Origin of the sequence: Phyllobacterium sp. 0TCS1.6A (assembly GCF_026420825.1) — a bacterium.
GTDB lineage: Bacteria > Pseudomonadota > Alphaproteobacteria > Rhizobiales > Rhizobiaceae > Phyllobacterium.
In genome coordinates this window covers 392,715-417,556 of record NZ_JAPMAB010000003.1, presented here as the reverse complement: position 1 = coordinate 417,556, position 24,842 = coordinate 392,715, and the positions used below count along the sequence as shown (strand labels likewise).

At 57.8% G+C, this 24,842-nt stretch carries 24 protein-coding genes, 1 tRNA gene and 4 pseudogenes; 13 read left to right on the top strand and 16 right to left on the bottom strand.

Translation table 11 applies throughout. From position 1 onward, the window contains the following. Positions 1 to 18: 18 nt before the first annotated feature. The gene (locus OSJ75_RS10210; RefSeq protein WP_267227869.1) at positions 19 to 441 is read right to left on the bottom strand and encodes a limonene-1,2-epoxide hydrolase family protein; all 423 of its coding nucleotides are present in this window, start codon (positions 439 to 441) and stop codon (positions 19 to 21) included. 152 nt (positions 442 to 593) lie between these two features. Between OSJ75_RS10210 and OSJ75_RS10205 the strand changes: the two genes are divergently transcribed. Further along, complete coding sequence (locus OSJ75_RS10205) at positions 594 to 746, top strand: hypothetical protein (RefSeq protein WP_267227868.1); 153 nt, start codon at positions 594 to 596, stop codon at positions 744 to 746. Here the strand turns inward: OSJ75_RS10205 and OSJ75_RS10200 are convergent. After that, the gene (locus OSJ75_RS10200) at positions 739 to 1,710 is read right to left on the bottom strand and encodes a LysR family transcriptional regulator (RefSeq protein ID WP_267227867.1); all 972 of its coding nucleotides are present in this window, start codon (positions 1,708 to 1,710) and stop codon (positions 739 to 741) included. The two genes, OSJ75_RS10205 and OSJ75_RS10200, sit on opposite strands and share 8 nt — an antisense overlap. A 186-nt stretch (positions 1,711 to 1,896) precedes the next feature. Between OSJ75_RS10200 and OSJ75_RS10195 the strand changes: the two genes are divergently transcribed. Genes OSJ75_RS10195 through OSJ75_RS10185 form a run of 3 tightly spaced genes read left to right on the top strand, consistent with a single transcriptional unit; the run spans position 1,897 to position 4,167 of the window. Beyond that, positions 1,897 to 2,325 carry a nuclear transport factor 2 family protein gene (locus OSJ75_RS10195; protein ID WP_267227866.1) on the top strand — a complete coding sequence of 143 codons (429 nt, stop codon included), beginning with the start codon at positions 1,897 to 1,899 and terminating at the stop codon, positions 2,323 to 2,325. A 48-nt stretch (positions 2,326 to 2,373) separates the two neighbouring features. Next, positions 2,374 to 3,993 carry an MFS transporter gene (locus OSJ75_RS10190; RefSeq protein ID WP_267227865.1) on the top strand — a complete coding sequence of 540 codons (1,620 nt, stop codon included), beginning with the start codon at positions 2,374 to 2,376 and terminating at the stop codon, positions 3,991 to 3,993. Positions 3,994 to 4,044: 51 nt separating this feature from the next. After that, positions 4,045 to 4,167, top strand: a complete 123-nt coding sequence (locus OSJ75_RS10185) for a hypothetical protein (protein ID WP_267227864.1) — start codon at positions 4,045 to 4,047, stop codon at positions 4,165 to 4,167. Positions 4,168 to 4,367: 200 nt separating this feature from the next. Here OSJ75_RS10185 and OSJ75_RS10180 read toward each other — a convergent pair whose 3' ends face one another. Next, positions 4,368 to 5,774 (bottom strand): amidase, encoded by a 1,407-nt coding sequence (locus OSJ75_RS10180; protein WP_267227863.1) that lies wholly within the window; start codon positions 5,772 to 5,774, stop codon positions 4,368 to 4,370. 145 nt (positions 5,775 to 5,919) lie between these two features. On the opposite strand from OSJ75_RS10180, the gene OSJ75_RS10175 reads away from it, so the two are divergent. Further along, entirely contained in the window at positions 5,920 to 6,483 is a 564-nt protein-coding gene (locus tag OSJ75_RS10175) for a TetR/AcrR family transcriptional regulator (protein WP_267227861.1), read from the top strand. A 134-nt stretch (positions 6,484 to 6,617) separates the two neighbouring features. On the opposite strand, the gene OSJ75_RS10170 is transcribed toward OSJ75_RS10175, so the two are convergent. Further along, positions 6,618 to 6,702 (bottom strand) — tRNA-Leu (locus tag OSJ75_RS10170). A gap of 400 nt (positions 6,703 to 7,102) precedes the next feature. Between OSJ75_RS10170 and OSJ75_RS10165 the strand changes: the two genes are divergently transcribed. Then, positions 7,103 to 7,588: a sensor histidine kinase gene (locus OSJ75_RS10165; RefSeq protein ID WP_267227860.1), complete on the top strand. Its 486-nt coding sequence runs from the start codon at positions 7,103 to 7,105 to the stop codon at positions 7,586 to 7,588. 54 nt (positions 7,589 to 7,642) lie between these two features. On the opposite strand, the gene OSJ75_RS10160 is transcribed toward OSJ75_RS10165, so the two are convergent. The 3 genes and pseudogenes from OSJ75_RS10160 to OSJ75_RS10150 all read right to left on the bottom strand — a co-directional run. Beyond that, positions 7,643 to 8,578, bottom strand: coding sequence for a spore coat U domain-containing protein (locus tag OSJ75_RS10160; protein ID WP_267227859.1), 936 nt, complete (start codon positions 8,576 to 8,578; stop codon positions 7,643 to 7,645). 14 nt (positions 8,579 to 8,592) lie between these two features. After that, positions 8,593 to 9,408, bottom strand: a pseudogene (locus OSJ75_RS10155) (fimbria/pilus outer membrane usher protein); the annotation flags it as partial. Then, positions 9,386 to 9,741: pseudogene (locus OSJ75_RS10150) on the bottom strand (hypothetical protein); the annotation flags it as partial. The pseudogenes OSJ75_RS10155 and OSJ75_RS10150, both read right to left, overlap by 23 nt. Positions 9,742 to 9,998: 257 nt before the next feature. Here OSJ75_RS10150 and OSJ75_RS10145 point away from each other — a divergent pair. The 6 genes and pseudogenes from OSJ75_RS10145 to repC form a co-directional block, all read left to right on the top strand. Next, positions 9,999 to 10,115 (top strand): annotated as a pseudogene (locus OSJ75_RS10145) (type II toxin-antitoxin system Phd/YefM family antitoxin); the annotation flags it as partial. Between the two features lie 56 nt (positions 10,116 to 10,171). Continuing rightward, positions 10,172 to 10,444 carry a hypothetical protein gene (locus OSJ75_RS10140; RefSeq protein ID WP_267227858.1) on the top strand — a complete coding sequence of 91 codons (273 nt, stop codon included), beginning with the start codon at positions 10,172 to 10,174 and terminating at the stop codon, positions 10,442 to 10,444. Then, positions 10,434 to 11,319 (top strand): annotated as a pseudogene (locus OSJ75_RS10135) (integrase). The gene OSJ75_RS10140 and the pseudogene OSJ75_RS10135 overlap by 11 nt, the downstream one beginning before the upstream one ends. Before the next feature lie 234 nt (positions 11,320 to 11,553). Further along, entirely contained in the window at positions 11,554 to 12,762 is a 1,209-nt protein-coding gene (repA, locus tag OSJ75_RS10130; RefSeq protein WP_267227857.1) for a plasmid partitioning protein RepA, read from the top strand. 68 nt (positions 12,763 to 12,830) lie between these two features. After that, entirely contained in the window at positions 12,831 to 13,805 is a 975-nt protein-coding gene (repB, locus tag OSJ75_RS10125) for a plasmid partitioning protein RepB (protein ID WP_267227856.1), read from the top strand. Positions 13,806 to 13,960: 155 nt separating this feature from the next. Beyond that, on the top strand, positions 13,961 to 15,172 hold the full coding sequence (gene repC, locus OSJ75_RS10120; RefSeq protein ID WP_267227855.1) for a plasmid replication protein RepC: 1,212 nt from the start codon (positions 13,961 to 13,963) through the stop codon (positions 15,170 to 15,172). 228 nt (positions 15,173 to 15,400) lie between these two features. On the opposite strand, the gene OSJ75_RS10115 is transcribed toward repC, so the two are convergent. Further along, the gene (locus OSJ75_RS10115; protein WP_267227854.1) at positions 15,401 to 15,916 is read right to left on the bottom strand and encodes a hypothetical protein; all 516 of its coding nucleotides are present in this window, start codon (positions 15,914 to 15,916) and stop codon (positions 15,401 to 15,403) included. Positions 15,917 to 15,973: 57 nt separating this feature from the next. Between OSJ75_RS10115 and OSJ75_RS10110 the strand changes: the two genes are divergently transcribed. Further along, the gene (locus OSJ75_RS10110) at positions 15,974 to 16,225 is read left to right on the top strand and encodes a hypothetical protein (RefSeq protein WP_267227853.1); all 252 of its coding nucleotides are present in this window, start codon (positions 15,974 to 15,976) and stop codon (positions 16,223 to 16,225) included. Positions 16,226 to 16,596: 371 nt separating this feature from the next. On the opposite strand, the gene OSJ75_RS10105 is transcribed toward OSJ75_RS10110, so the two are convergent. The 8 genes from OSJ75_RS10105 to OSJ75_RS10070 all read right to left on the bottom strand — a co-directional run bounded on the left by OSJ75_RS10105 (position 16,597) and on the right by OSJ75_RS10070 (position 24,698). Further along, on the bottom strand, positions 16,597 to 17,514 hold the full coding sequence (locus tag OSJ75_RS10105) for a hypothetical protein (RefSeq protein WP_267227852.1): 918 nt from the start codon (positions 17,512 to 17,514) through the stop codon (positions 16,597 to 16,599). 48 nt (positions 17,515 to 17,562) lie between these two features. Continuing rightward, complete coding sequence (locus OSJ75_RS10100; RefSeq protein ID WP_267227851.1) at positions 17,563 to 18,918, bottom strand: hypothetical protein; 1,356 nt, start codon at positions 18,916 to 18,918, stop codon at positions 17,563 to 17,565. A gap of 2 nt (positions 18,919 to 18,920) precedes the next feature. Then, a complete protein-coding gene (locus OSJ75_RS10095; protein WP_267227850.1) occupies positions 18,921 to 19,280 on the bottom strand; it encodes a hypothetical protein in 360 nt (119 codons plus the stop codon). A 9-nt stretch (positions 19,281 to 19,289) separates the two neighbouring features. After that, entirely contained in the window at positions 19,290 to 21,404 is a 2,115-nt protein-coding gene (locus tag OSJ75_RS10090) for a type VI secretion system Vgr family protein (RefSeq protein WP_267227849.1), read from the bottom strand. Between the two features lie 403 nt (positions 21,405 to 21,807). Then, entirely contained in the window at positions 21,808 to 22,629 is an 822-nt protein-coding gene (locus OSJ75_RS10085; RefSeq protein WP_267227848.1) for a hypothetical protein, read from the bottom strand. A 10-nt stretch (positions 22,630 to 22,639) separates the two neighbouring features. Next, the gene (locus tag OSJ75_RS10080; protein ID WP_267227847.1) at positions 22,640 to 23,302 is read right to left on the bottom strand and encodes a hypothetical protein; all 663 of its coding nucleotides are present in this window, start codon (positions 23,300 to 23,302) and stop codon (positions 22,640 to 22,642) included. A gap of 1 nt (position 23,303) precedes the next feature. Next, complete coding sequence (locus tag OSJ75_RS10075) at positions 23,304 to 24,326, bottom strand: hypothetical protein (protein ID WP_267227846.1); 1,023 nt, start codon at positions 24,324 to 24,326, stop codon at positions 23,304 to 23,306. Positions 24,327 to 24,332: 6 nt separating this feature from the next. Further along, the gene (locus OSJ75_RS10070; protein WP_323748355.1) at positions 24,333 to 24,698 is read right to left on the bottom strand and encodes a PAAR domain-containing protein; all 366 of its coding nucleotides are present in this window, start codon (positions 24,696 to 24,698) and stop codon (positions 24,333 to 24,335) included. Positions 24,699 to 24,842 lie beyond the last annotated feature (144 nt).

Sequence of the window (24,842 nt, the reverse complement as noted above, 5' to 3'; positions counted from 1 at the left end):
AATGATGACGCAAGGTCGTTACCGCTGTTTTGCCTGATCGAGCGGGACCAACTGCATTGCTTGGCCGCCAAGCTTGGGGACCAGCCGCTGCTGCACCGCGACGACCGCGGGAAGCGGACGCCACGCCACCGTCATGCCCTCGATCAGGCCTTCATTGTTGAGGCGGATATGGTCGAAGGCGTCGATAACATGGTCTTCGAACCTGATCGTCAAAACTGCGACCACGTCCGCCCCATCACGCAACAGCAACTTCGGCTCGAACGCATCGAGTGTGCCCACGAGCTGTGTAAGAACAGCGGCGACATTCTTTTTGCCGTGGAAGGGCGCAGGTAAAATCGGGCTGCGAAGTGAGATATCGTCGGCAACGTGAGCGACTGCGCCGTCAACGTCTCCGCTTTTCATGGCCTCCAGAAAGGCCCCGAGATGGTCTGCGCTAGTCACGGCGATAACTCCTGATTTGCTCTCGCGCCCGACACTGTAAGGCGCGTACCTAACGGGGAGAGCGACACACGGAGCGAGAAGTACGGACTCGGCGAAGCACTTACTAGTAGCGCGACACGCCACAGACCGTTGTCGTTCGAAACGACAATAAAATGGCCAATGATGCAGACAGGCTCGATCTGAGAGCGACGCAGGTGCTCGAATGGCAGCGTTGTGACCAGATCGCTACGACGCTCGGTGACGACAGGATGGCTTTCGCGCCGCTAGAGCCCAACTCATGGGGCGAAGCTGATCCTCTCAGCTGAAGCCTTCAACATCACTCCTGAAGCCATCGCGACAGACGTCGACAAAACCCCGCACCTTCGGGTCCATGTAGCGCGTCGAGGCAAAGACAGCGTGGACCGGCACGGGGATACGCGCCCAGCCCGGCAACACTCTGGCAAGGCCGCCTTCGGCCACATGCGGCTCGGCCATGTATCTTGGAAGCTGCACGATCCCAAGGCCCGACAGCGCCAGGTTCCTGGCGGCCATGGTGTTATCGACGGCGCAACGTGGCGCGTGCCACACCTTCTCCGTCTTCTCACCATTCACCAAGGTCCATCCCGGACGACCGCGTGGCGCATGCATGATGAGGTCATGCCGCTTCAGATCATCGACCTTGCGGACAGACGCTGCGTTCCTCAGATAATCGGGGGAAGCATACAAACCGTAGGTTAACTCGCCCAGCCTGCGAGCCGAAAGTTCTGAGTCCTCCAACGGCCCGATGCGGATCGCCACATCGACACCTTCATGAATGATGTCGACGAGACGGTTCGTGTACTCCGTCTCGACGGTGACCTTCGGCCATTCGCGCAAGAATGCAGCAATCCAGCCGTCGACCCGCATCGTCCCGAATTCAGCCCCAGCCGTCACTTTCAGGCGGCCCTTCGGTTCTTGACTCCGCTGCGCCACTGCGGCTTCGGCGGCTTCGGCAGCCGCCAGGATCGACGAGGCGCGTTCGAAATAATCGCGCCCGACTTCCGTCACGCTTAGATGCCGGGTCGACCGGTTCAAAAGCCGTGCGCCGAGCTTCTCTTCCATTCGCCGCACAACGCGGCTCACCCGCGCCTTATCCGTTTCGAGGCGTTCCGCTGCGGCGGTGAAAGACCCTTCAGTCACCACGGCGATGAAGGCCTGCATCTCCAAGAAATCGATTGTTGTCGCCATTACAACAGTCTGTGATTTTTTGACCGAATTATCAACACCCAAACAACTGCCATTCTGCGCCATCGACGGCAGGTGGACCGAAGACGTCAGCGGCAGTCCCCACCCCGAAGCCAAGCCCGCCGAGTGAGGAGTGTTGCGATGTCTGGACCTTCGCCCGCCTTGTCCTCTGCTCCCGCCGTCATCGTCATCGCAACGAGGCCCGACACCACCGTGTGACGCGGCCCCAATAGGATCAGGTGGACTTTCAACATGTCTGACACACCAAATGTCGAAGCAGCGAAAGGCTTCTTCGAAGCGCAACGCGGCGATGGTCTCGATGCTGCTATCAACGGCTACGTCCATCCCGATTTCCGCTTCGTGGTCTCCTGCGTGTGCAATGACGAGCTACGCGCCCTGATTCCATGGGCCGGATATGAACACCGAGGTTGCGAAGGCTACAGACGCCTGATCACACTACTCTTTTCCGAGTACCAATCCCTCGCATGTGAAACCACGCGGTTCACCGACGCTGGCAACCAGGTCTTCGTCGAGGGCCATTTCCGTTTGCGGCACCGCGAGACTGCGAAGATCGCCGAAAGTGACTTCCTTGTCCGCCTTGAGATGCGGAATGGAAGGATCGTTATGGGGCAGATGTACGAAAACACTGCCGCCATCGCCGAAGCACGCCGCGCAGACTGAACCCTTTTCATTCCACCCCTTCAATCCGAATAAAGTTGAGCCTCACGTATGAAAGACCGCAAACACACTTCATCTGCGACAGGTACTGCAACAACGACAGAACGGCTGCTCATTCTCATTGCTGTATGCTGCGCGGCTATTACCGCGCCACTGGCGTTCACCGGTATTGCCGTTGGCCTGCCTTCCATCAGCCATGCGCTGGGTGGCAACCCGATTGAACTCAACTGGGCGCTCAATGCGTTCATACTGACATTCGGCAGCACACTGATGGCGGCCGGCGCGCTCGCCGACAGCTACGGGCGCAAGCGGGTCTTCCTATCCGGACTGGCGGCCTTCGGCCTGCTTTCGGTGATCCTTATTTTCGTGGGCAACATCGTTTGGTTTGACATACTGAGGGCGCTCCAGGGAGTTGGCGCGGCTGCTGCGTTTTCCGGCGGCCTCGCTGCACTCGCCCAGGAATTTGATGGGACGGCGCGGCTTCGCGCGTTCAGCATCGTTGGCGCCAACTTCGGCATTGGGCTCGCCTTTGGGCCGGTCGCGGCGGGATGGATGATTGCCACCTTCGGGTGGCCGGCCATCTTCGCGCTACTCGTCGTCCTGGCGGTAGCCGGACTTCTCCTTGGCGCGACCTTCATGCGAGAATCCAGCGATCCGAGCGCTTCGGGGCTCGACTGGAAGGGCGCCGTCAGCTTCACCTTAGCGCTCACCGCGCTGACCTTCGGCATACTACAGGCCCCGGAAAGCGGTTGGGGCGATCCTCTTGTCATCGTGCTCCTGATCGCCTCGCTGCTCCTCTTTGTCGGTTTCTGGCTGATCGAACGGGCCGTCGCCCGGCCCATGCTTGACCTCTCGTTGTTTCGCTTTCCGCGTTTCGTCGGGGTGCAGCTTCTGGCGCTCGCACCGGCCTATGCCTTCGTTGTCCTCCTCGTCCTGATGCCGGTGCGCTTTATCGGCATCGAGGGCATGGACGAGATCGCCGCAGGTCAGATGATGATTGCGCTGTCGGCTCCGTTGCTCATCCTGCCGATCGCAGCGGGAATGCTGACCCGCTTGTTCGCACCGGCGACCATTTGCGGGGCAGGCCTCGGTATTGCGGCAGTTGGCCTCTTTTGGCTCGGTCAATTCCCTATCGGTTCCGACCCCGTCGCACTGATCGCGCCGCTCCTCACGATCGGCGTCGGCATTGGCCTGCCCTGGGGCTTGATGGACGGGCTTGCCGTCAGCGTCGTGCCGAAGGAACGGGCGGGGATGGCGACCGGCATTTTCAGCACCTCGCGCGTTGCCGGTGAGGGCCTGGCGCTGGCGCTGGTGTCAGCGGTCTTGTCCGGACTTATCGCAGCCAGCCTTGGGACAACCGCCGGCGAACGGGCGGGCGCGGTCGCCCAGCGGCTCGTCACCGGCGATCTCCCGGAGGCGACGGCGCTCGTGCCGTCCATGGGGCGGGCAGCACTCCTCCAGGGATATAGCAATGGATTCTCGACGCTGCTCTGGCTGCTGTGCGGGATAACGGCAATGACGGCCGTTGTTGTCTTTCTCTTCCTCGGCCGGAGCCACGAGACAGTAGAGGATATCGAGGATGAGGCCGAAGGGGCCGCAGCCGCCACAGCCGGGATCGCCGAGTGGGCGATCGGTGAAGCCTCCAACTCTCTCTGCACAGAAAGGCAATGAGCAAATGGACGAGTTCAAGATCGGGACACCGTCAGAATCATCGGTTCGGTCATGCCGGGCAACGTGGGAACCGTCGTTGCAATCGACGATACCCGCGGAAAGTACCTGGTGCGCATCACCGAAGTGACGCAAAACTACTATCGAGCTGATGAACTCGAGCTGTTCGAGACCTAGAAACGCTGGATCATGTCGCACCCAAACGGCGAGGAACGGTGGCTGACGCTTGCGAAAGTAAGCCTGAAACTCCGGATACCGCGCCGGCTTGGTGCCGTTGTCGCGAATAGGGCCCAAATGAAATCTCGTCCGCTCCAGCGTGTGACATCAGAGAGCGCCGAGATGCTGAGCTTCCGCAGGATTCCGGCACCCCGCGCAGGTTAAAGGTCCGGGCGCAGCTCTCTGACGGTGCTTACGCCTTCCAGCTGGGCCGCGACTGCCAGGATCGTCGACTCCGCCAGCCAGCTTCCGACGATCTGGACGTTGATCGGTAGACCTTCGCTGCTCGTGCCGAACCGCATGGAGATTCCCGGCAGGCCGGTGACGTTGAGCGGCACGGTCGCGCCCTGCAGATAGGTGGCATCGACCGTCTGGCCATTGATGACGAACTCCTCCTGCCCGTGCTTGTGGGCCGGGAGGGGAAGCACCGGCGTGATCAGCGCGTCGAACTTCTGGAAATATTCGGCGAAGCCATCGCGAAGGCGCTCGGCCGCCTGCTCGGACTCGATGTAGTCCGCCATAGATGTGTCGGGCAGCGACAGCATCGTCTTGGACATCTTGTACATCTGGTCTTCGTGCCCGGCGGTTGCCTCCGCGAAGGCCGACTTCATCTCCATCACGTGGATGCGGTTGAAGACGTCGAGTGCGAAGTCCTTTTCGAGCGCCGGAATGCGGACCGGCTCGACATGCAGCCCGAGGCTCTTGAGCGCTTCAGCAGCTGCTTCGACCACCTTAGCGACTTCGGGATCGATCGGCCCGAAGCCTGGCTCGACCAGCCAGCCCACTCGAAGCTGCCGATAGGGCTGACGGCCGATGCCGGCGTCGAATTGAACAGTGCTCGTCGAAAAGGCGTCCTGCCCATCCGGACCGGCTAGCTGCGAGAAGGCGAGCGCCAGATCGCGGATGCTGCGGGCCATTGGCCCCACATGCCAGAAGCGGCGGGGCGCACGCGGATAAATGCCTGTCATAGGGACACGGCCATGCGTCGCCTTGATGGACGAGATACCGGTCTGGGCAGCGGGGCCGCGCACCGAGATGGCGAGATCCGTGCCGAGGCCGATTGGCGACATGCCCGCCGCGATCGCCGCTGACTCGCCGCCGCTCGAACCGCCCGGCGTCCGCGTCAGATCCCAGGGGTTGTTGGACCGGCCGGTAAGGAGATTGTCGCTTTCGATCCAGTAGGAGAATTCGGGAAGATTGGTCTTCGCGAGGAGGATGCCGCCGGCCCTCTTCATGCGTGCAACGCTGGTGGCGTCAGCGTCGGGCGTGCGGCCCTTGAAGATCGGCGAGCCGCGCTGCGTCAACACGCCGGCGGTATCGATCGAGTCCTTGACCGTGAACGGGACGCCGTGAAGGATGCCGAGTTTGTCACCCGCGCGGACCGCGGCGTCCGCCGCTTCGGCCTTTGCAAGAGCGTCACCGGCGAGCGTGACGATCGCGTTGATCTTCGGATCCACCGCCTGGATGCGATCCAGATGCGCCTTGACGACCTCGACCGCGGAGACCTCACGGCTACGGATCATGTCAGCGAGCTTCGTGGCGTCCGAATAGATGATGTTCTCGCTCATGGCTTTCTCTCTGTTTCAGGCTCCGGCACGACGCACACGCAGCCTACCTGTCGTTCGTTAGGTTGATATAGGCCCTTTATTTTTCGCCCGTCAACCCCTATCTAACGCTTGGTAGGGCGACGGCCGCTGAAACTGAGGCGCGGAGATGATGACGAATTCAAAGGAAGCGATCCTGGCGGCCGCCAGGCAGATCGCTCAGTCACATGGCTACAGCGGGCTGAACTTCCGCGATCTCGCAGCCCAGGTCGGGATCAAGGCGGCGAGCATCTATCATCACTTTCCCAGCAAGGCCGGCCTCGGTGCAGCGGTTGCGCGGCGTTATTGGGAAGATACCAAAAGCGAGCTCGACACCTTGCTCGACAACTCGGTGGACGCGATCGGCGCGCTCCGGGAGTATCCAGGAATCTTCCGACGGTCGCTCGAGAGCGACAATCGGCTCTGCCTCTGCAGCTTCATGTCGGCCGAATATGATGATCTTCCTCAGGAGGTAACGGCAGAGGTTCAGACCTTCGCCGAGATCAATGTGGCCTGGATCAGCAGGGCGCTTGTCGCGGCCGGCGCTGCGCGCGCCGAAAACAGCGACGCCCAGGCACGCGCGATCTTTGCAGCGGTCGCCGGGGCTCAGCTCATGGCGCGAAGCCGTTCGGACATTTCGATGTTCGACGCATTGATCGAAAGCTATCAGACCAATGGGCTCCTGCCGGCCTAAAGCGCAGCTCGCGCGGACCCTGTTGGCGCTCAGCCAGATGCGCCGCTGGCGTTCGCCTGGCTTATTGCGGAAGGCGGCCGAGCGGCATCGCTCTTCGCTCAGTTATGCCAGGACTTTGAAGGTCTAACAAAGGATGGTGCGGGTGGCCGGGGTCGAACCGGCACTCCTTTCGGAACTGGATTTTGAATCCAGCGCGTCTACCAATTCCACCACACCCGCACATTTGCCGCCGATTCTAGCCCTCGCTCTCTGCACCTATACTGCACCTAGCGCGATTCTTGAACTCTGGCGGCTTAAACTCCTATCTTTATAACCAACTGATCTTACTACACTTTCGGCCCGTTGCAAAACCTGTGGATATGGTAGACAAACCACTTTTTGAGACGATCGCAAGTAAAGATGGCGGCAATCTTCAGCCAATCGAACTGGCAGCGCTGCCCGACGAATTGACGCCTATTCTAGAGTCAGTAAACCGGTTGCTCGATCGCATAAGGGCGGCGATGGAAGCAGAGCGAGCGTTCACGTCCAACAGCGCTCATGAACTCCGCACTCCCTTGGCCGGAGCGCTGGCACAGTGGAGGGCTCTTTACAGAAACTGATCCGCCTCGTTGAGAAACTCATGCAATTGGCGCGGGTTGATGCGCGTATCGGCCTATCGTCCAACTCGGTTGATATGGGGCAGCTGTTGAGTTTGATCGTGGAAGAGCTCCAGCGCTCCGCGCGCACAAACAAGCGCCTTCGCTACGAAAATTCGGCTGTCATGAAGGTACATCTGAAAATAAACGAGGATGCTTTTGCCATAGCAATAAGAAACCTTATCGAGAACGCGTTGATACATGGAGATGCCGAAAAGCCGGTATATGTCGAGCTTCGCCCCGATGGCGAAATCCAGATATCCAACCACGGTCGGGTACTGGATGCCGATGAACTGGTGAGCGTTCAGAGCCGGTTCAAGCGCGGCAAGACCAATGCGGAAGGCACCGGGCTTGGACTCTCCATCGCCTCGGAGTTGATCGGTCAGATGAACGGTCGTCTCGTATTGAAATCGCCGGCCCCACAATTGGGTGAAGGCGTACAGGTAATCATCACCTGGCCGCATAGTTGAAATCGGGATACCCCGGACCACTGGGATAGGCGAGCGCTCGCCGATAACTGGTCATCAATAGGTCAAGGTGACCACCACGGTGTCGCTGTAGACCCCGGACGACGGAGTGGGTTGTGGAGGAACCCGCCCGTAAACCGTATAGACTTGGGCTGCGCCATTGCCGGTTCCCGCCACTGTGCTTCCTGGTGTCGTGGTATCGCCCCAAGGCTGGTCGCGTGCAGCGTTCTTGTAGAGGCCGTAGGTCACGCTTTCTGCGCCCTTGGACATTTTGCGAGCAGTCGGTGGAGCGTTGGCCGTACCACCGTTCAGAGAGATCGTATAGGTCGCGCCCGGCGTGCATCTTGCCGTGACTGATCCGGTAGAATCGACATTCGAACTCAGGATGCCCCTCGGGCCGAAATCGATGTTCTGAACTGATACCAGACAGTTTGCGGCCACGCTCGCGTTCACATTGAAATTAATGGTGGCCGTCCTTCCGGCCGAAGACGTGCAATCGTTACCTAACGAATACCTGAAGGGCGTGTTTGCGCCCGAGAACGTGGACAAATATGTGCCAGGAATTGCTGTCGGCTGGCTCCCCAGTACGGCACCATAAACGGTGATGGTTCCTGAGCCGCAGCCCAGGGCGCTCAAAGTAAGGGCATAGGCGGGAGATCGTGCGGGATATGGCCAGCTGTGTGAGCCCCAAATGATGCTTCGGCTTGAGTCAGCGTATAGCTGGTAGTTGAGCGTGTTGGCACCGCTTACCATTTGCCGTGCGGCTGCCGATGATGATCCTCCGCTACCAGCTGCAAGGTTGGGACAGAGCAATATCCTTTGCAAGACCAACCCCGTGCAATTGACACTGATCGTCGCCGTCGAATTGACTTGGCTCCCTGACAGCGTATCCACCGCGCCAAAATTCATGCTCGATGTGCTGAAACTGCAGGTCTGAGCGAACGCGAGCGAGGGTAACAACAGCAAGAGCAGAAGATAGATGAAGCGGGTCATGTTCTTTCCTTGCTTTACTGGCATCTTACATCGTCGATCACGACCTGTTTCCCCGACTGCTGCTCATAGGGGAACTCGGCAAGACACTTGCTGCCGTCGTTTAGCGATATCTCGACGGTGTTCTGCGATCCGAGATTGCGAATGTAGGCCTGGCCGTCATAGCCAACGACGAACTCTTCACCAGAGCCTTGCAAGACACCATGGACGCCAGCCTGAAAGGGCAACCCTTCCTTGTCCTTGATTGTGACCAGTGCGGCTTTTGGAGCGTCTGACACGCCAAATTTAACCACCACGCCGCTACGGTCAGCGGGGACGATGACTTCCTTCGTCGCCGGAACATCGGCATCGACGGGAAGGTTCTTAGGATCAATGGAAACAGTATTCGGCTCGTAAGAATTGAGATCTGGTATGAGTATCCGGCCGCTGTCGTTCGTCTTGCCGACTGGCCGGTTCTGCTGCTGGACTTCCACTCCGGGAGTACCCACATCCACCACAGCGAAGGCATCATCAATCCGGTTCGTGGCGAATACGCTTCCTCCGGCAACTGCGATAGCGCCATCGATTTGCGCCGTAGCCCGCACGTCGCCGTCATATTGCTGCACTCCAGCTTCCAGTCTTGCAAAGCGCGAGCGGTAGCTCACCGACGCTTCTCGGTTATCAACCTTGCCTTCGGAGGTGCGTGCTCGCCAGCCTATGCTGCCATGCTCCCGCTGTTCCGACTTCGCAACGTCCGCAACGACATTCAAACCATCGGGGCCGTTCTCGATCCCAGTGCTCGCCATTATATTGTCGCCAAGCGGAATGGAGAGCCCTGCAAACACGCCGAAGCTGTCGGGCCAGCACCGCATCGATCGCGGCATAGTCGACGCCCGGTAGATTTTCCGCATCATCACCATCGTCGCCATTCCCTTCCGGATCGATCGGGGCCTCGGGGGCGAACGACACCGGCTGTGCCCACCTCGGTCCCACCGACCGACGTGATCTCGGATGTCTGTCGCAACGTTCGGACGCCGTCTGTGGACAGCGCCCAGTCTGGTGCCTGCCCTGCGATGCGCAGGCGGGTGCGCAAAACGTCCCGGACGATGGTGAACTCGTGGGCGGTATGCGGATGTCACGCGTGGCATCGGGGAGACGAGATCTTCGAGATGCACGAATTCGCCGTCGCTCCGGGTGAGACGGGTGGTTTGCGATACCGCGACCCCTTGAAATGATGGTTAATACTTAAGATGACTAGAAACTATCTCGGCCTTTGCTTCCGTTGCACTGACGCCTGCCTGGTGGTGTTATCACCTGCGATAAGTACCTCTTATCGCCTGTGAGATGGTCCATGGGTTGGCCATGCCTGGGCATGGCCGCTAGTCTCCGGCACAATAGCAACCGCGTTGCCGCGCGTCTGCCTGTTGGCGCAAGGAGCTCCCGCATGACCGTCACCGTCAAGGTCGCAGAAGCCAAGACCCATCTGTCCGAACTGCTGGCGCGGGTCGGGGCCGGCGAGGACTTCATCATCCCCCGCGGCAACGATCAGGTCGCCCGCCTGCCCGACGAGGATACCCGGGCGCCGGATCTGCTGCGCCACGAGATCCGCACTATCCTTTGAACGCCGAGCGGCATGGCCGGATTTCCGCCGACCTGATCCATTCGGCGCTGGCGCGTTTGCGCGGGCTGCCCTTGACGCTCGTCGGCGCTGGCGACGAGGCCGAGGTGGTCCGGCTGTCCCGCTACTATCGCCTCAGCGCCCATGACGCGGCCGATCATGCCCTGGCGCTTATGGAGCAGCTGCCGCTGGCCACGCTCGTCCGCCGCCTGGCCGAGGCCGCCCGGGCGGAAGGAGTCAGCCTCTTCGGACCGATCGACCATGAGCCCTGATCCTTCGCCCGGCGTCGTGGCGCGCGCCGCAGCACTCGACACGCTGGCCGCCGTGCTGCCGCTGCACCGGCGCGATCGGCTCGCCGGCATCCTGAGCGACGACGACATCGACACCCTGCGCCTTCTGGTCCAAGCCGGCATCGGTGCCAACTCGCTGAAGGCACTGGCCTCCGACCTTGGCTATCTCGAAGCCTGGTCGCTGGCGGCAACCGGCGCCCCCCTGCCCTGGCCGGCGCCGGAAGCGCTGCTGATCAAATTCGTCGCCCAGCATCTGTGGGACCCGGCCCGGCGCGAGACCGATGCGGCGCATGGCATGCCGGATACGGTTGCGGTCGAGCTGCGCCGTCAGGGCCTGTTGCGCGCCGACGGGCGGCATGCGCCGGCGACGGTGCAGCGGCGGCTGACCAGTTGGTCGAACAACCGCCCCTCGCCGCCAGCGGCAAGGACGGTAACGCCCCTCCCCTGCCCGGCCTGAAGATCGTGCTCGGCCGCACCAAGACCACCGTGGCCGGCGACGATGCCTGCGCCTTTGTCGTCGGCGCGCCGGTCACCGCGCTCAGAGCATCGCGCGCGCCGGCATCCGCGACGGCGCCGTGTTCCGCGGCATCGACCAATGGGGCAACATCAAGCCCCGGGCGCTCAATCCGGCGGCGGCCAATCTCATCCTCAAGACCCGCATCGCCCAGGCCGGTCTCGATCCGACACTGCTCAGCGCCCATGGCCTGCGTTCCGGCTATCTCACCGCCGCCGCCCGCAGCGGCGTCCCCCTGCCCGAGGCCATGCAGCAGTCGCAGCACCGCTCCGTCAACCAGGCGGCGCGCTATTACAACAGCGCCGAACGCCCCCAGGGCCGCGCCGCGCGACTGATCGTGTGATGGTCTGCAGGCGGCGGTTAGCGTTCATCGCCGGATACATTTTTGTCCGCTGACAAAAACTGTAGAAAACCATGGAAAGTCAGCACGATACTGGTTACATCGTGCGAAAATCAGCGAGTCGTCCGTTAACCTTTCGTTAACCTTAAAGTTCTTGCGGATCATAGAGAATCGGACATAATAACGGTTCATCGGGCCGGATTGCCCTAAAATCGTTATTATGGAAGTCACTGGGCAATGAACGAGATCTCGGTTAGAAAGCCGAACGCAAGGCTGAAGTTTGAAGAGCAGATCCTCGAACAGGGCGATCAGATCTCGAAGAAGCTGCATCTGCTTAGCCTGCAGAATTTTCCAGATACCGGTAAGAAGACACTTCGTTCATTCTCGCTCGCCGAAGCATCACAATATATCGGCGTCAGTCAGAGTCACCTTAAGAAGCTGCATCTGGAAGGCAAGGGGCCAGCCCCTGAGACATCGTCGTCTGGTCGCAGGTCATACACCGCTGAGCAGATGCAAGAGTTGCGTCAGTATCTGGATCAATATGGCCGCTCAGAAACGCGCAACTACGTGCCGTACAGGAAGGCTGGAGAACATCTGCAGATCATAGCTGTCGTCAACTTCAAGGGCGGTAGCGGCAAGACGACAACGACAGCTCACCTCGCGCAGTACCTCGCGCTTACCGGGCATCGTGTTCTGGCCGTGGATCTTGATCCGCAAGCATCTCTTTCTTCGCTTCACGGCTTCCAGCCTGAACTTGATCAAGTTCCGTCAATCTATGACGCGATACGGTACGATGACGAGCGAAAGCGTATCTCCGAGATCATCCAGAAAACGAATATTCCTGGTCTCGATATCATACCGGCAAACCTGGAGCTTCAAGAGTTTGAGTACGACACGCCGCTGGCCATGAGCGACCGGAATTCGAATGCCGGCAAGTCTTTCTTCACTCGCATTTCAAAGGCACTCGAGGAAGTTGACAGTTCCTACGATATTGTCGTCATCGATTGCCCTCCCCAGCTCGGCTATCTCACGATCACAGCACTGACAGCGGCAACCGCAGTTCTGATTACAATTCATCCTCAAATGCTTGATGTCATGTCAATGGGTCAGTTCCTTTTGATGTTGGGCAACATTCTTGAGCCTATCCGTGCTGCAGGGGCAGAGGTCAACCTTGAGTGGTATCGCTACCTCGTGACGAGATACGAGCCTACAGATCAGCCTCAGGCTCAAATGGTGGCGTTTTTGCAGACCTTGTTCGGCGAGTTCATCCTCAAGAACCAGATGGTGAAGTCGACGGCGGTTTCTGATGCCGGCATCACAAAGCAAACCCTTTACGAGATAGAAAAGAATGCCATGACCCGATCCACTTATGAGCGCGCAATCGAATCCTTAAACGCCGTGAATAGCGAGATTGAAGGGCTGATCCACGGAGCTTGGGGCAGGTGAATTGTCCGCTGACAAAATGCACCTTTTTACACGCAATTCCAGTGCGATAGACTATTGCGGAGATTGAAATGGCCAGAAAAAATCTGCTTGCGGGACTTGCCGACACAACCGATGAGCCGGTGGAGGCTAATTACCGGATAGGCGGTGCTTCCAAGTCGATGATCCGATCGGTTAACGAGCTTGCCCGTCAGGCTGATGCTTTTCTCGAAGGCGAACAGGTCATCGAAATCGACCCGGATGTCATTGACGGCTCCTTCGTCTCAGATCGCCTTGGCTCAAATGATGAAGATTACCAAGAGCTCCTGCAGGCGATCAAAGAGCGCGGTCAGGATAGCCCTATCCTTGTTCGCCCACACCCTGATTTCGATGGCCGTTATATGATTGTCTTCGGGCATCGGCGCGTTAGAGTTGCTCGCGAGCTTCACCGGAAGGTACGAGCTGTTGTAAAGGCGCTAGACGACAAAACTCACGTCATCGCGCAAGGTCAGGAAAACTCGGCTCGAGCCAATCTTAGTTTTATTGAGAAAGCACTTTTCGCCAGCAATCTCGAAAAGCTTGGATATGACCGAGAAACAATTTCTTCAGCGCTCGCCGCGAATGCGGCAGCGGTGTCCAAGATGGTATCGGTTACCACGCGCATTTCTCAAGATCTGATTTACCGGATCGGCGCCGCGCCTGGAGTAGGGCGTGAACGCTGGGTTGAGCTGAGCCTTCTTGCCGAGCGCAAATCAACCCAAATTGCGGAGGTGTTGGCTTCCGAAGAATTTGGCAGCCTGGACAGCGACGAACGCTTCAGCCGCGTCCTTGCCGCTGCCAGCATCAAGAGAAAATCGGCTAGGAAGGAGCGTTTAACCGCCTCTCCCGCTAAGTCCTGGAGATCCAAGGACTCTTCCGTCATCCTAACGATGAACCAGAAGGCCAAGAAAGTCGCTATCGAACTAGGAAATGAAAACGCCAAACCGTTCAGCGACTGGCTTTCAAGTCGTCTGGACCGTTTGTATGATGAGTTTGAGCAATCGAAAACTGGACCAGCAGGAGACTAAATCGCAAAAGAAAAAGGCCCCCAAAACGTTGCCATCATGGAAGCCCTTCTCGAAGTTCTAGCAGACTGAGAATCGCATTTCCACGAATCACTGTCAAGAGTCTTTGGCGCCGTTTGGTGAGCGGATTTCTTTTGCCTTACAGAAGGTAAGGGGAAATGCAAGCTATAGAGACTATCACGTCCGCCTTTCGCGGGCGAAAGATGTCGTTTGCGCAATTGCGGGCGTCATCATCACAAGAGAGCAAAGAAAAGAGTAACGCGGTCGATCGATGGATCGTCTATAAGCAGCTCTGTATCGCCAAGTCCGTATTCCGCATCAATGACCGCTGTCTGGCGGTGTTGAGTTCTCTTCTGTCATTCTATCCCGAGAACGAGATTTGCGAGAAGAACGGGCTCGTCGTGTTTCCATCGAACCGTCAGCTGGCGCTGCGGGCCCATGGAATGCCGGAGTCGACGTTGAGACGGCACCTAGCGTCCCTGGTGGATGCCGGCCTTATTGCACGTCGTGATAGTCCGAACGGCAAACGATATTCCTATAAGAACAGGGCAGGGGTGGTCGAGGAGGCCTTTGGCTTTTCCTTTGAACCATTGCTTGAACGCGCCAAAGAGATTGCAAGAGCTGCAGAGACAGTCCAGGCAGATGCATTGCTTTTGAAACGAACGCGTGAACAGGTTAGCTTGCAGAGGAGGGACTTAGGCCAGCTTATCGACGCTGCTCTTGTCGAAGACACCTCCGGGCAGTGGACGCCCGTTCACAAGCGCCTGCGCGCAATCGTCGACGCTATTCCACGGCGTGCATCACAGGCTGAACTCCAGGCAATTCTGGGTGAATTGGCCCGTCTGCGTGCAGATGTCGATAACTTATTGAAAACATTGGCTGATGCGCAAGAATTGAGCGGCAATGATGCTCAGAATGAGCGGCAGCATATTGAATCCTTGCCTGAATCCCATATTAAATCTAAAAATTCAAAAATGAATGATTTTACGGAGCCACTTCCGTCATCCAATGTTCTTTTGGAGAAACCAAAACCCATATCAACTCATGCCACAGTCCCGCTTGACGTCGTTCTCAGGGCCTGTCCGGATATTCGCGATTATTCACCGAGTGGCGTAAGCTCATGGCGTGACCTTATCGATGCAACACAGATCGTCTCCCGGTGCCTTGGCATTGCGCAATCGGCCTACAGCGACGCCAGGCAAATCATGGGCACCGAATGTCTATCCGCCGTCATCGCATGGATTCTGCAACGCTCCAGTGAAATTACATGTGCCGGCGGCTATTTGCGGTCGCTGACGCAGAAGGCGAGGCGAGGGGAGTTCGCTATAAGCCAGTTGCTGATGAGCGGCCTGAGAGCTACTGCCAGATAATTATGCAAAATGCACGGCTGGCAACGATCAGCACAACCCGCGGCGTTTGTCGGCATAACAGAAATGAACCCGGAGATAGCTTCGGAATGGTGAGCGTTCACTGTGATTTCATTGCGCTGCGATCTCGGCCCACGCCCCCTGCCACCACTGCCCACCCATGAAGGTATGCATATATGACTTAAAGGAAGTGTGGCAGCAATGCGAGGCGGCTAAAACCGGCTGATCCTATTAGAACCGATTGGGGCCCTGCGTCCGGCGGTATGTGCCAGCGATTGCGGCGCGCATCGGGCAGTGGTTGAAATCACCTTCCAGATGCACTGCATTTCCTTGGAAAGTGAGAACCAATCGCGGCGCCGATGTCAGATTGGCATTTCCTGACCCACCAAGATCTTTCTCGATCAGCAGCCGCCCATCAATGCGATTGCCCACCAAACGACCTTCAGCAACAGTTAGGCAATGAGCCGCGACACCGGAGCCGTCGCGTGGATCGCCACCGGCATATACTTCCACACGGTATTCATTCGGGCGACCAGATAGCTCCGTCACGCGCAATTTGGACACCAGTGGTGATGGCATTTCGTACACGCCGACAGGTGATAAATTGACCTGTGTAGCATCCGCGCCAGACGGAATGGGTTCCACCTGTGCCCCCGCCTCGGGGGCCACCAACGCCAAGGCAACTGTCGCCGACAGCGCAATTGCGGCGAGGGGAAGTCTAAGGGAGCTTGCTTGGAACGGGTCCATTACTTCTCGTCTTCATCCACCGTTGTCAGGCGGCGCTGTCCGACATGATAGCTGCAAGTGATTTTCAATTTCAAATACATCCTGCAACAAGTCACCAGACAGTGGGCGGAGGAGTTGTTTGAGAGCAAAGAAGACGGTCCACTACCTATGTGTTGCCCGAGGAAGACTGAGATGCCTTGGTTCGGCGGTTTTGATACGCCAATAGGCGCGGTAGGAGCAACCGGCGGCTGGAAGAGCGGGCGGGCGCCGCTTCTACCGAGCGATTTTGACAACCGCTTTCATCAACATGCCCCGGAGATCAACAATTAACGTGGTTTGGTGGGGTTATGTGATGCAAGATACCATTGCGGTAAACGGTCTGACGCTGTGTCACAAAAGCTCAGATGGTTGAGGGCATCTGCATTCCTCTCATTCCCCCGAGATGGGGGCGCAATTCCGTAGTCGGGAGTATTACCCAGCTTTCGATGACCAAAGGTGTAATCGCGAGACTGGCAACTTTCCCAATCGCGGGCGCGGATGGCGGCGACAAGTCTCAACGATATCTATAATGAGACAGGCGAACTGACGGCAGAAGTAGCGGTGACTTTGCTTTCGACTAAGCACGGGCTCCGTATTTCAGCAGGGATATTGTCGATGGTCTCGGCATCTTCATATCACTGCATCAACGGGCGGGTCCGCTCTCACACGCGCAGATCGAGATTTCCGCCGATGGCCTTGGCAAACAGCGGCAGAACCTTACTGAGCGTTTCATCGCGGGGAATCGGCACAGGATCATGCAGTCTGCCCAGCGGTGTCGCGTCGAACAGTGGGTGAGAGACGTCGATCACGTCCAGGCCCCGCAATTGGCGAATGCGGCAGGCAGCCAGAAGCTCGACAGGGAAGAACCAGTAGTCCTCAGTCTTCACCACGTCATAGTCATCAAAGCCGCACCCCTTGACATGGAAATCGGCGGCTTTGGCCAGGGCATCGCCGAACATTCTGGCGCTCGGATCAAACAGCTTCTCCAGCATCGGTGCGAAACCCTCCAACTGATCGATTTCCGGTTCGTATTCGTACACCTCGTCGCTGTCCCGCCAGGCCTTGTAAAGCTTGATCGCCATCCAGGGCATGTATTCGCCAAAGGTCTCCCACGGCACCGCGCCGTTGCCGTCTTTCTGCACATCCCAGCGGTCGAACAGGGTTTCGGCCATGCGAACGGCGTGATTGGGCCAGCCGAGCGCCAGCATGGTGCAGACCGGGATGAAGTCGCGGTAGCTCAGACGATAACCAGCCGGGTCATCGGACTCCATGATAGCGTGGGCGCATTCCTGATACCAAAACGTGTAGAGCCCGCCGAGCGACAGCCGCTCATCCGGGAATAGCTTCTCGTTCACGTTCGTATCCATTGCATGCCTCATGTGCCACGTCGCAATATCACGAAGAGCGCTTGGAACCAGTTTCTTTTGAGTTTGGTCATCTTCTAAGAACGGCGTCAGAATGTCGGCATGGGCACCCTCGTACAATTCGTTGTTGATATTCTTGGTCACCCACCCACGCGCAAATTTCTGCTGATCCGCGAGGTTTTTCTGGAAGGTCTTCATCATGTCGCGCTCGATCATCGTGATTCAGTCCAAAGGTTATAACATACGGGCGGCTTTAGGGGCACGTTACTCAGACGGTGGCCCGGTCGACGGGTTAGCGGCAGTGTCCGGCCGGGCGGTCTTCCGTGCCGCTCGTCGTTGCTTCTTTTTGTCTTCCTGTTCGCGCCAGCGACGATAGGCGTCTTCATTGCGCTCCCAAGATTCCACACCTTCCTCGGTGATCGAGCCGTCAGGGTTCTTCTTCAGCTTCACCTTCTGGTAGGTGACGGATTCACCAGCTTCGAGCCTCCTTAGCAGTTGCCGTGCGTATCGCGTATCGCTATCGCTCATTGAGCTGTACGCCCTGTCGCCGCCGCTCATCTGCCCCAGACGAGACCTCACAAACTCGTCACCGCCAAGGAGTTCATCACCACGCAACCGATAATCGCCCACCGTGGAGGTCTTTATTTCGTTGAAGGTGATACCGTTTCCAACACCTTTATCATCGAGGTGGTCAATACCGTGCCCAGAGCCATTTTGCAGCGAGCGGCCGCCATATTTGTCCGTGTAGTACTTTTCTCCATCCCGGCCCGTCGTGTTTCTGTCCTTGCCACGCTGCTGTTTGGCGTTGCCAGCGTCGTCCAACTCCGCCGGGCCTGCGTCGGGATCGCGAACCGTCGTGCCCTGATTGTCCGAGCCGAGAATGCGCTTTTCCGCATCATTGAACTCCGATGGGCTGACTTCACCGAGTGCATGGCTGCGTCCACCGCGATCCTTGCGTATCAGCGAGACAGCAAATTTCTGTCCACGCTTGATGGCAACGAAACCAACCTTGGCGGCGACGGCCGCAGCGCCGGCAGTGACAGCAGCAACCGCCGCAATCACCACGTTTTCAAGGATCGCAAAGGCCAGGTCGATGCCGAACTTGCACAGTGCCTGTTTCCACTGGCCATTCAGACACATCTCCTTGATTTTGGCGTAGGTCTCGGCCGCCCAGCTTTTGATGTCGGCCCATAACGCATTCCAGTCCCGCTTGAAGCGTTCACGCGCCGCCGCGCGCTGTTGTGGACCGAGCGTCTGCCGTGTCTTGGCGACGTCGTCGGCCATTTCATCGCCGTTGATGCTGCCATGACGCAGAAACCACTCGCCAACAGCGAAATAACCATCCATCAGGGCACCGCCCCAGCCAAGGGCGGCGTCATTGGCCATGTCGTTCGCCTTGGAGAGGGAACTGGACGCTGTCTCGATCAAGTCTGAAACCGCTGCCTTGACCTTCTCGGCCGCTTCCTCCTGGGCCTGACTCCCATACACCCCGGCTAGAACGCCGAGAAAGTGAACCATCGCCGCGTATTGTCCAGCCGTGTCCATGGCATGCTGAACGCATTGATTGTCGCCGATATACTGATCAAAATCCTGAACGTCGGGTGCGGTAGCCCCTCCCATCGTCATTGGCTCCCAGGGAAACGGAAGTGGCGCTGCAGGTACGAGGCAACGGTTGTGCCCTGGTAAGCGGGGCGGCCGAGAACTCCCGGGATGAGTTGGCCAGAAGGAATCCCAAGCGCGCTCGTTGTGACCAGCGATTGCACGGCAAGCAAGGCGGAGCGGTCGACATTGTGCACCGACAGCGTCTCGTCGATAAGCGTCTTGACCAACGCCAACTGCGCGCCGGGATCGGGATCGCAAGCAAACGGGTCCTTGGTTCTTTCGACCCCGAGCGCGGCAAAGAACTGGTCGCGAGACTGGTCGCGGAGTGACCGCCGCGATGCTTCGTTCTCAACAAATTCTCCGTTCTTGTAGAGCCGCATCTGAGTACCCTAATTCAGGTCGATCTTATCCGATTTGAGCTTGATGCCCTTTGCCGCCTCGATCTCGATCGTTCCCTCCTCGTTGAGCGTGATCTTGGTCTTGCCGCAGACGATCTCGAAGACTTTGCCAACGACGACGGTTTTGTTCTGACCGACTTCCTCGTACGCGCCCATCAGCACCGACTTGTTTTCGATGCCGCCAACCGTGACTTGATAGCCGCCGCCAACAGTCACGGTCTTCACTGCTCCCACAATCTCCGTCGATGATACCATGACAGTCTCGGCTTTGTTTTTGCCGACGCCGATGACCAGATTGCCTTCACCCATATTAGCGATGTCGGGAACACCCAGCTTGTTGGCGAGCCCGGAAATCTTGTCGGTCAGCGCCTTGAAGGCGCCCGTCACCGCTTTTTGCAGTATATTCGGCCCGACCATCAGCGTCATGTTGCCGCCAATCACCTCGTGATGGTTGTTGCCGACTTCGATCGATTTGTTGTGTCCGACAGATTCCGACTGGTTGTTGTCGACGCGCTTCGAACGATTGTTCTCGATATGAAGTGTGTGATCCTTCTGTGCGTGAAGATAGATTTCTTCCCTGTCGCGCTCGTCTTCAAATGACAACTCGTTGAAACCTGTGCCCTTATGTGTGTTGGTCCGGAACACACTCTTGGTCTTGTTGGCAGGAAGCTCGTAGGGCACCTTGTTCGTCGGATTGGGCACGATTCCTGTGATCAATGGCCTATCCGGATCGCCATCGAGGAAGGTCACCAGAACTTCCATCGCGATTCTCGGGATTATCTGTCCACCCCAACCGCCTCCGGCCCAGTTCTGTGCAACCCTGATCCATTTGGTGTCGGTCCCGTCCTTTTTGGCGCGGTCTCTTTGCCAGGGGAACCAGAGCTTCACGCAACCATCAGGGTCAACGTGGATTTCCTCCCCCGCAGGGCCAGCCACAACCGCAATTTGTGTTCCCTCGATGCGCTGTTTGCGTGTCGTACGGTGCGGAGTGAGCGGTACGCGCGAGGGGATCGCCTCGAAGCTATTACGGTATTCCGGTTCCGAGTCGCTCGTTTCGTAGGAGCGGTCCACGATCAGGTGCTCGGCGGCAATAATGACGTGCTCTTCGTATTTCGCGTCGGGATTGGCCGCATCATAGGGCTGGAAGCGTCGTCCTGCTTCAAGCGTTCGCACGTTCGATGTGCCGGTGACCCGCTCGTGATCGGCCTCGGTTGCCTGCATCCGCAGCTTCTCAACGCGTTCTACTTCCTCATTGGTTATCGCTTGAGCCGGCCACTCGAATATTTCGCGCTTGTGATTGTCGGGCAGGTCGACCAGAGTCGGTGTCGTGCTGCGCGGAATGGTGCCAAACGTCTTGTAGTTCCAGTCCGCGCCTGTCCTGACACCTGGCACATAGGCAAAGCGCCGCGACCATTCGCGGATATGATTGTGATCCGAGCTTCCCTGGGCAAGCCGCACTCGACTCTCGCCCCTTGCTGCAGCCGACGGTTTCAGCCAACCCGAGGCATGATCCGCCACATGCAGCGTGTGCGCTCCATCGTCAAAGCTGAACCACCAATGCAATCCATCCTGTTCGAGACGGCGCATCAGATAGTTGAAATCGCTTTCATTGAACTGGGTTGAGTAATGGATAGGGGGCAGTGGATTGATCACGGCGGAACTATCCGCATGCTTGAGGCCATGCTCCTGCAGTAGGGTATCGAGCACATCGAGACTGGTTTGATCCATCCAGATCCTCGAATCCCGCGTCTGTGACAGCAGCCAGAGACTGGGTCTGAGGATGATATGATAGGAGCGAAGGCTGCGTGTTACTGCCGGTCCTTCGTGCAGTTCGGTCACGATACCACTGAAGGGCCTGTAGATTGACTCTTCCTTGTCTTCGTCCTGGCCAATGTCGACTTCGACACCAACGAGGTGACCGATCAACTCCTCGGGCTTGATCGTCTGTTTGGAGCGCACCGCGATCTCGATCTCGAAGAGCCGGTTAACGCCTTCGCTGATCCGCGCGCGTTCGGGCAGCAGAACATCCTTGCCCAAAGGTGACGTTATACGCAGTACGCGCGAAGCTTGGACAACTTCCGTGGAAAAGCTGGGCATCTCGTTCATCGGCAACTTCCTGGGCGCATACCGTCGGCCGTTCGGCTGAACCTCAGTTCAGGTTCAGCTGGAACGTGCGGCGACCGTAACTAATACAACTAGAGTTGGCAACCCGGCTCGAAACGATTACAGATTGCCCTTCTGATCTACGTGTTCGGTTCCAACATGTGACGGTGTAGCTTGACGATAACGACCTTCAATTTCGTTGCCTCTGGAAGCAACCGCACCATATTGCGTCCGCACTGTTCTTCTCAGCGTACGATTTCAGCAGAGCCTGTTCGGACCTAAATAATATCTCAGCCGGGCAGGGATTGCCGCATACGATCAGTACGGCTAAGCCGGGCATTGCTGGTAATGGCGCCGACAAGCTCAACGATATCTATAATGCGATAGGCAAGCCGACGGCAGCATTTTACCAGTCTCGCTTAAGCTTATCGAAATCAGGGATGTTGTCGATGTCGATGGCCTCGTCGATAGGTTGTACATCATTCCAATCTACAAATTCAAACCAGCCTCTGTCATCGGCCTGAATGTGGTCCGTTAAATCGGAAAACAGCGTTTCCTTCTCGGGTGCCGTCAGGAAATCGTGATGAGCTCGCCACCAACGACGGAAATAGACGACGTCCATATCGAGGCCGAAGAAGAGGGAAGGGGCGGCTTCCTGATTTACGAAGTACACATCCCAGAGATAGTCATCCCATCTGGTGCGCTTGCCGGCAAGCCACTGTTCCTCGGAAGCTTCGACGCGCTGTTTGAATGCCTGGGAGGGTCGGGCAACATGGTCACGGTAAGTGGCGATGAAAGCATCAAATCGGTTGGAGGGTAGACGTGTGGATTTTTTCCCCGATCCTCGCACCCAATCGTGCAGGGTATCCCTCCATTTCAGGTATGGTCCGATATTCTGCTTCTCACGTGGCTGGTCTACCGGAGTAAGGTGCTCCTGCATGGCGGCATGCCAAAGGATCAGACGCTCCGGATCGTCGCCGCCCTTCCGAAGCGCCTCGAGGAAGCCATCAAAAGCTTGAAAGGACAGTTTTTCATCCGCATCCGGGGGAATTGTGGCGCACACCTCGAAATAGTGCTTTGCCTGAGATTGCATGAAGGCTCGGTTCCGAACCGGCATGCACAGCTCGTCATCAAATTCGACCGCCTGATCGCTGACGACCCAATGCAGTTCGATTTGAAAGGCAAATTCTTTCGTAAGGTACTGCGGATAAGGATAGGGATCAGACATAGTTTTCTCCTCAGAGCCCCGGTCGGATGATACGCAGGAGATCGCCCAGATTGCCGGTGTCGCGCAAGTTGGTAAAATTCAGACAATCGGGATGGTCGCGACCCTTCCACGAGATGGTCTCAGGGGTCCAGCCTATTCTTCGGCTCAATATGTTATTGATCACCAGCCGCTCCTTGCGACTCAGCAACTGCGCGGGATTGCAGCGCGCCCTGTTCATCTTTTCCACGCCGCCTTTCACTCTGTTAAAAGCGCCTTGAAGGCCCTGAATGTGATTGTTAAACCCAACAGTTCCCGGGCCATGGGCTCCGCACATCTGCTCTACCATGCGATTGAGATAACCATGAAAGCCGCCTGTTGCACCCGGCAGGCGCTTGTTCTGGTATAGCCCTTCCTTGACATCGCCGGCTGCCTCCTGACACTCCGGCGGGGGATCGCAGGTCGTACACGCGTCAACGGCATCGCCTTGAGCCGCATTCTCTTCTGCACCTTCATTGGCTTGCTCCATCATGGCGGCATCATCGCGGCCAATGCCGGCGATGGCATTGCCGAGCTGGCGCATGCTTTCCTCGCGCTCCTCTCTGCCCGGCGTTACAACATGAGCAGTTCCGACAACTGCTGTACCTATGAGGCCCTCAACAATCCAGGGAATGGCCGGAAGAAACCAAGCAACCATATTATAGCTCCTTCAATTGCTTGGTGGTTTCACGCATAAGAATATCTACCCGTTCGTTGGGGTCAGGACTGGATTTCTGTGCCATCATAAAATCATGTAGTCCCGGCACTGTTTCCAGGTTTCCCTGTGTGAAGAGCTGCATGTAGCACCATTTGCGCAGCTGCGGTTCTCGGGTTACTCGGTATCCGAGAGCCGATTTCAGCCAGACGCGTACCATGGTCTCCAGTTGCTTCTCCGAGATGGCAGAAGCCCTCTCCTTACCGTATTTGCGCAGATATTCGACGGTTCGTGCCGTGAGCCAGTTGAATCGGCTTTGCTCGATATCGGCAACATTTCGTGTATCAAGGGCCAACGGACCAACGGACGCGGTGGCATCCCGCGGCCTGTCGACCCGCTTCAAACCGCCGCCCCACTCCTCATGGGGGGTGAATAGGATGGAGCGGGCCGGGCCGAGGAGGCGTGCACATTGATCCGTCCGTATTGCCGCCGTTACCTGTGCCATAACATTGGCATCGGCATGGCGGAAAGTGACGCGTTCTGGCGCCGTCTCTTCGAATTTGCTGCGAGGAATGAGTATCTGATTGATCGTGCGCAGATGTCGATAAAGGGCGACGTCCGTCAAATCAGCATCGCCGACCCAAAAGACGGCAGCGCGGCTATCTGTGACGATCTGCATTAGAGATGCGAGTTGTACGTTGGGATCGGCAGGTCGTCGAATGACGTCATCTTTCATCCGAACAGAATCTTCGCCGAACGGCTCATAAAGATCATCATCGTTGGGATGGAGGTAATAGAGATCAGCCAGCCAGGGGCCGCCGACCTTCAAGCCATAGTCGTCGCCGCGGTAAAGCGACCGATGCGCTATCGTAGCTGCAGCGAGTCGCGATGGCAGGTCATCAAAGAGGGCTCCTTCCAGGCCAGCATAGACACGCATTTCAGGGTTCGCAGCAAGCCATGACAGAACCTGATCCAGCCGTGTACGACTCTCCGGATTGACTTTGGCTTTCTCGGCTTCTTCCGTCACGCGCGATCAGCTTTTCAAGGAGGGAGATGCTGCTACCGTCGAGCCAGATTGACAGGGGGTGGATTTTGCACCCGCATCGCCGATGAAAACGTTCGGCGATCCCTGTGCGGCCCTACCGCCACAGTCTATAGCATCGCCAATCCGACCAGCCGGTTGTCCATTGATAAATACGGTCGACGAGCCCTTGGCCAGCGCACGGCCGTGAGAGGGCTCTGGACAAGATGAGCACCCATGTGCCTGATAGCTGTCGCCGACACGCATCAGCGGTTTGCCGTTAACAAAGACATTCGGGCTTCCTCCCGTGGCGGCGGAGGGGGGGAAATGGCAGGCATGGCCGGAACCGATATCTCCGCGACGATGGGCTGGCGGCAAGTTGCTGTCTCCTGATCATTCTGAAAACAAAGATCTGCACGAATGAATAGCAACGCTAAACAATCAAACTAGAGTTTGCAACTACTGCTCGACATCTGCCCCTAGCAAGTGAGCTATGGGGCGACAGCGGCATCTCGGACAGCC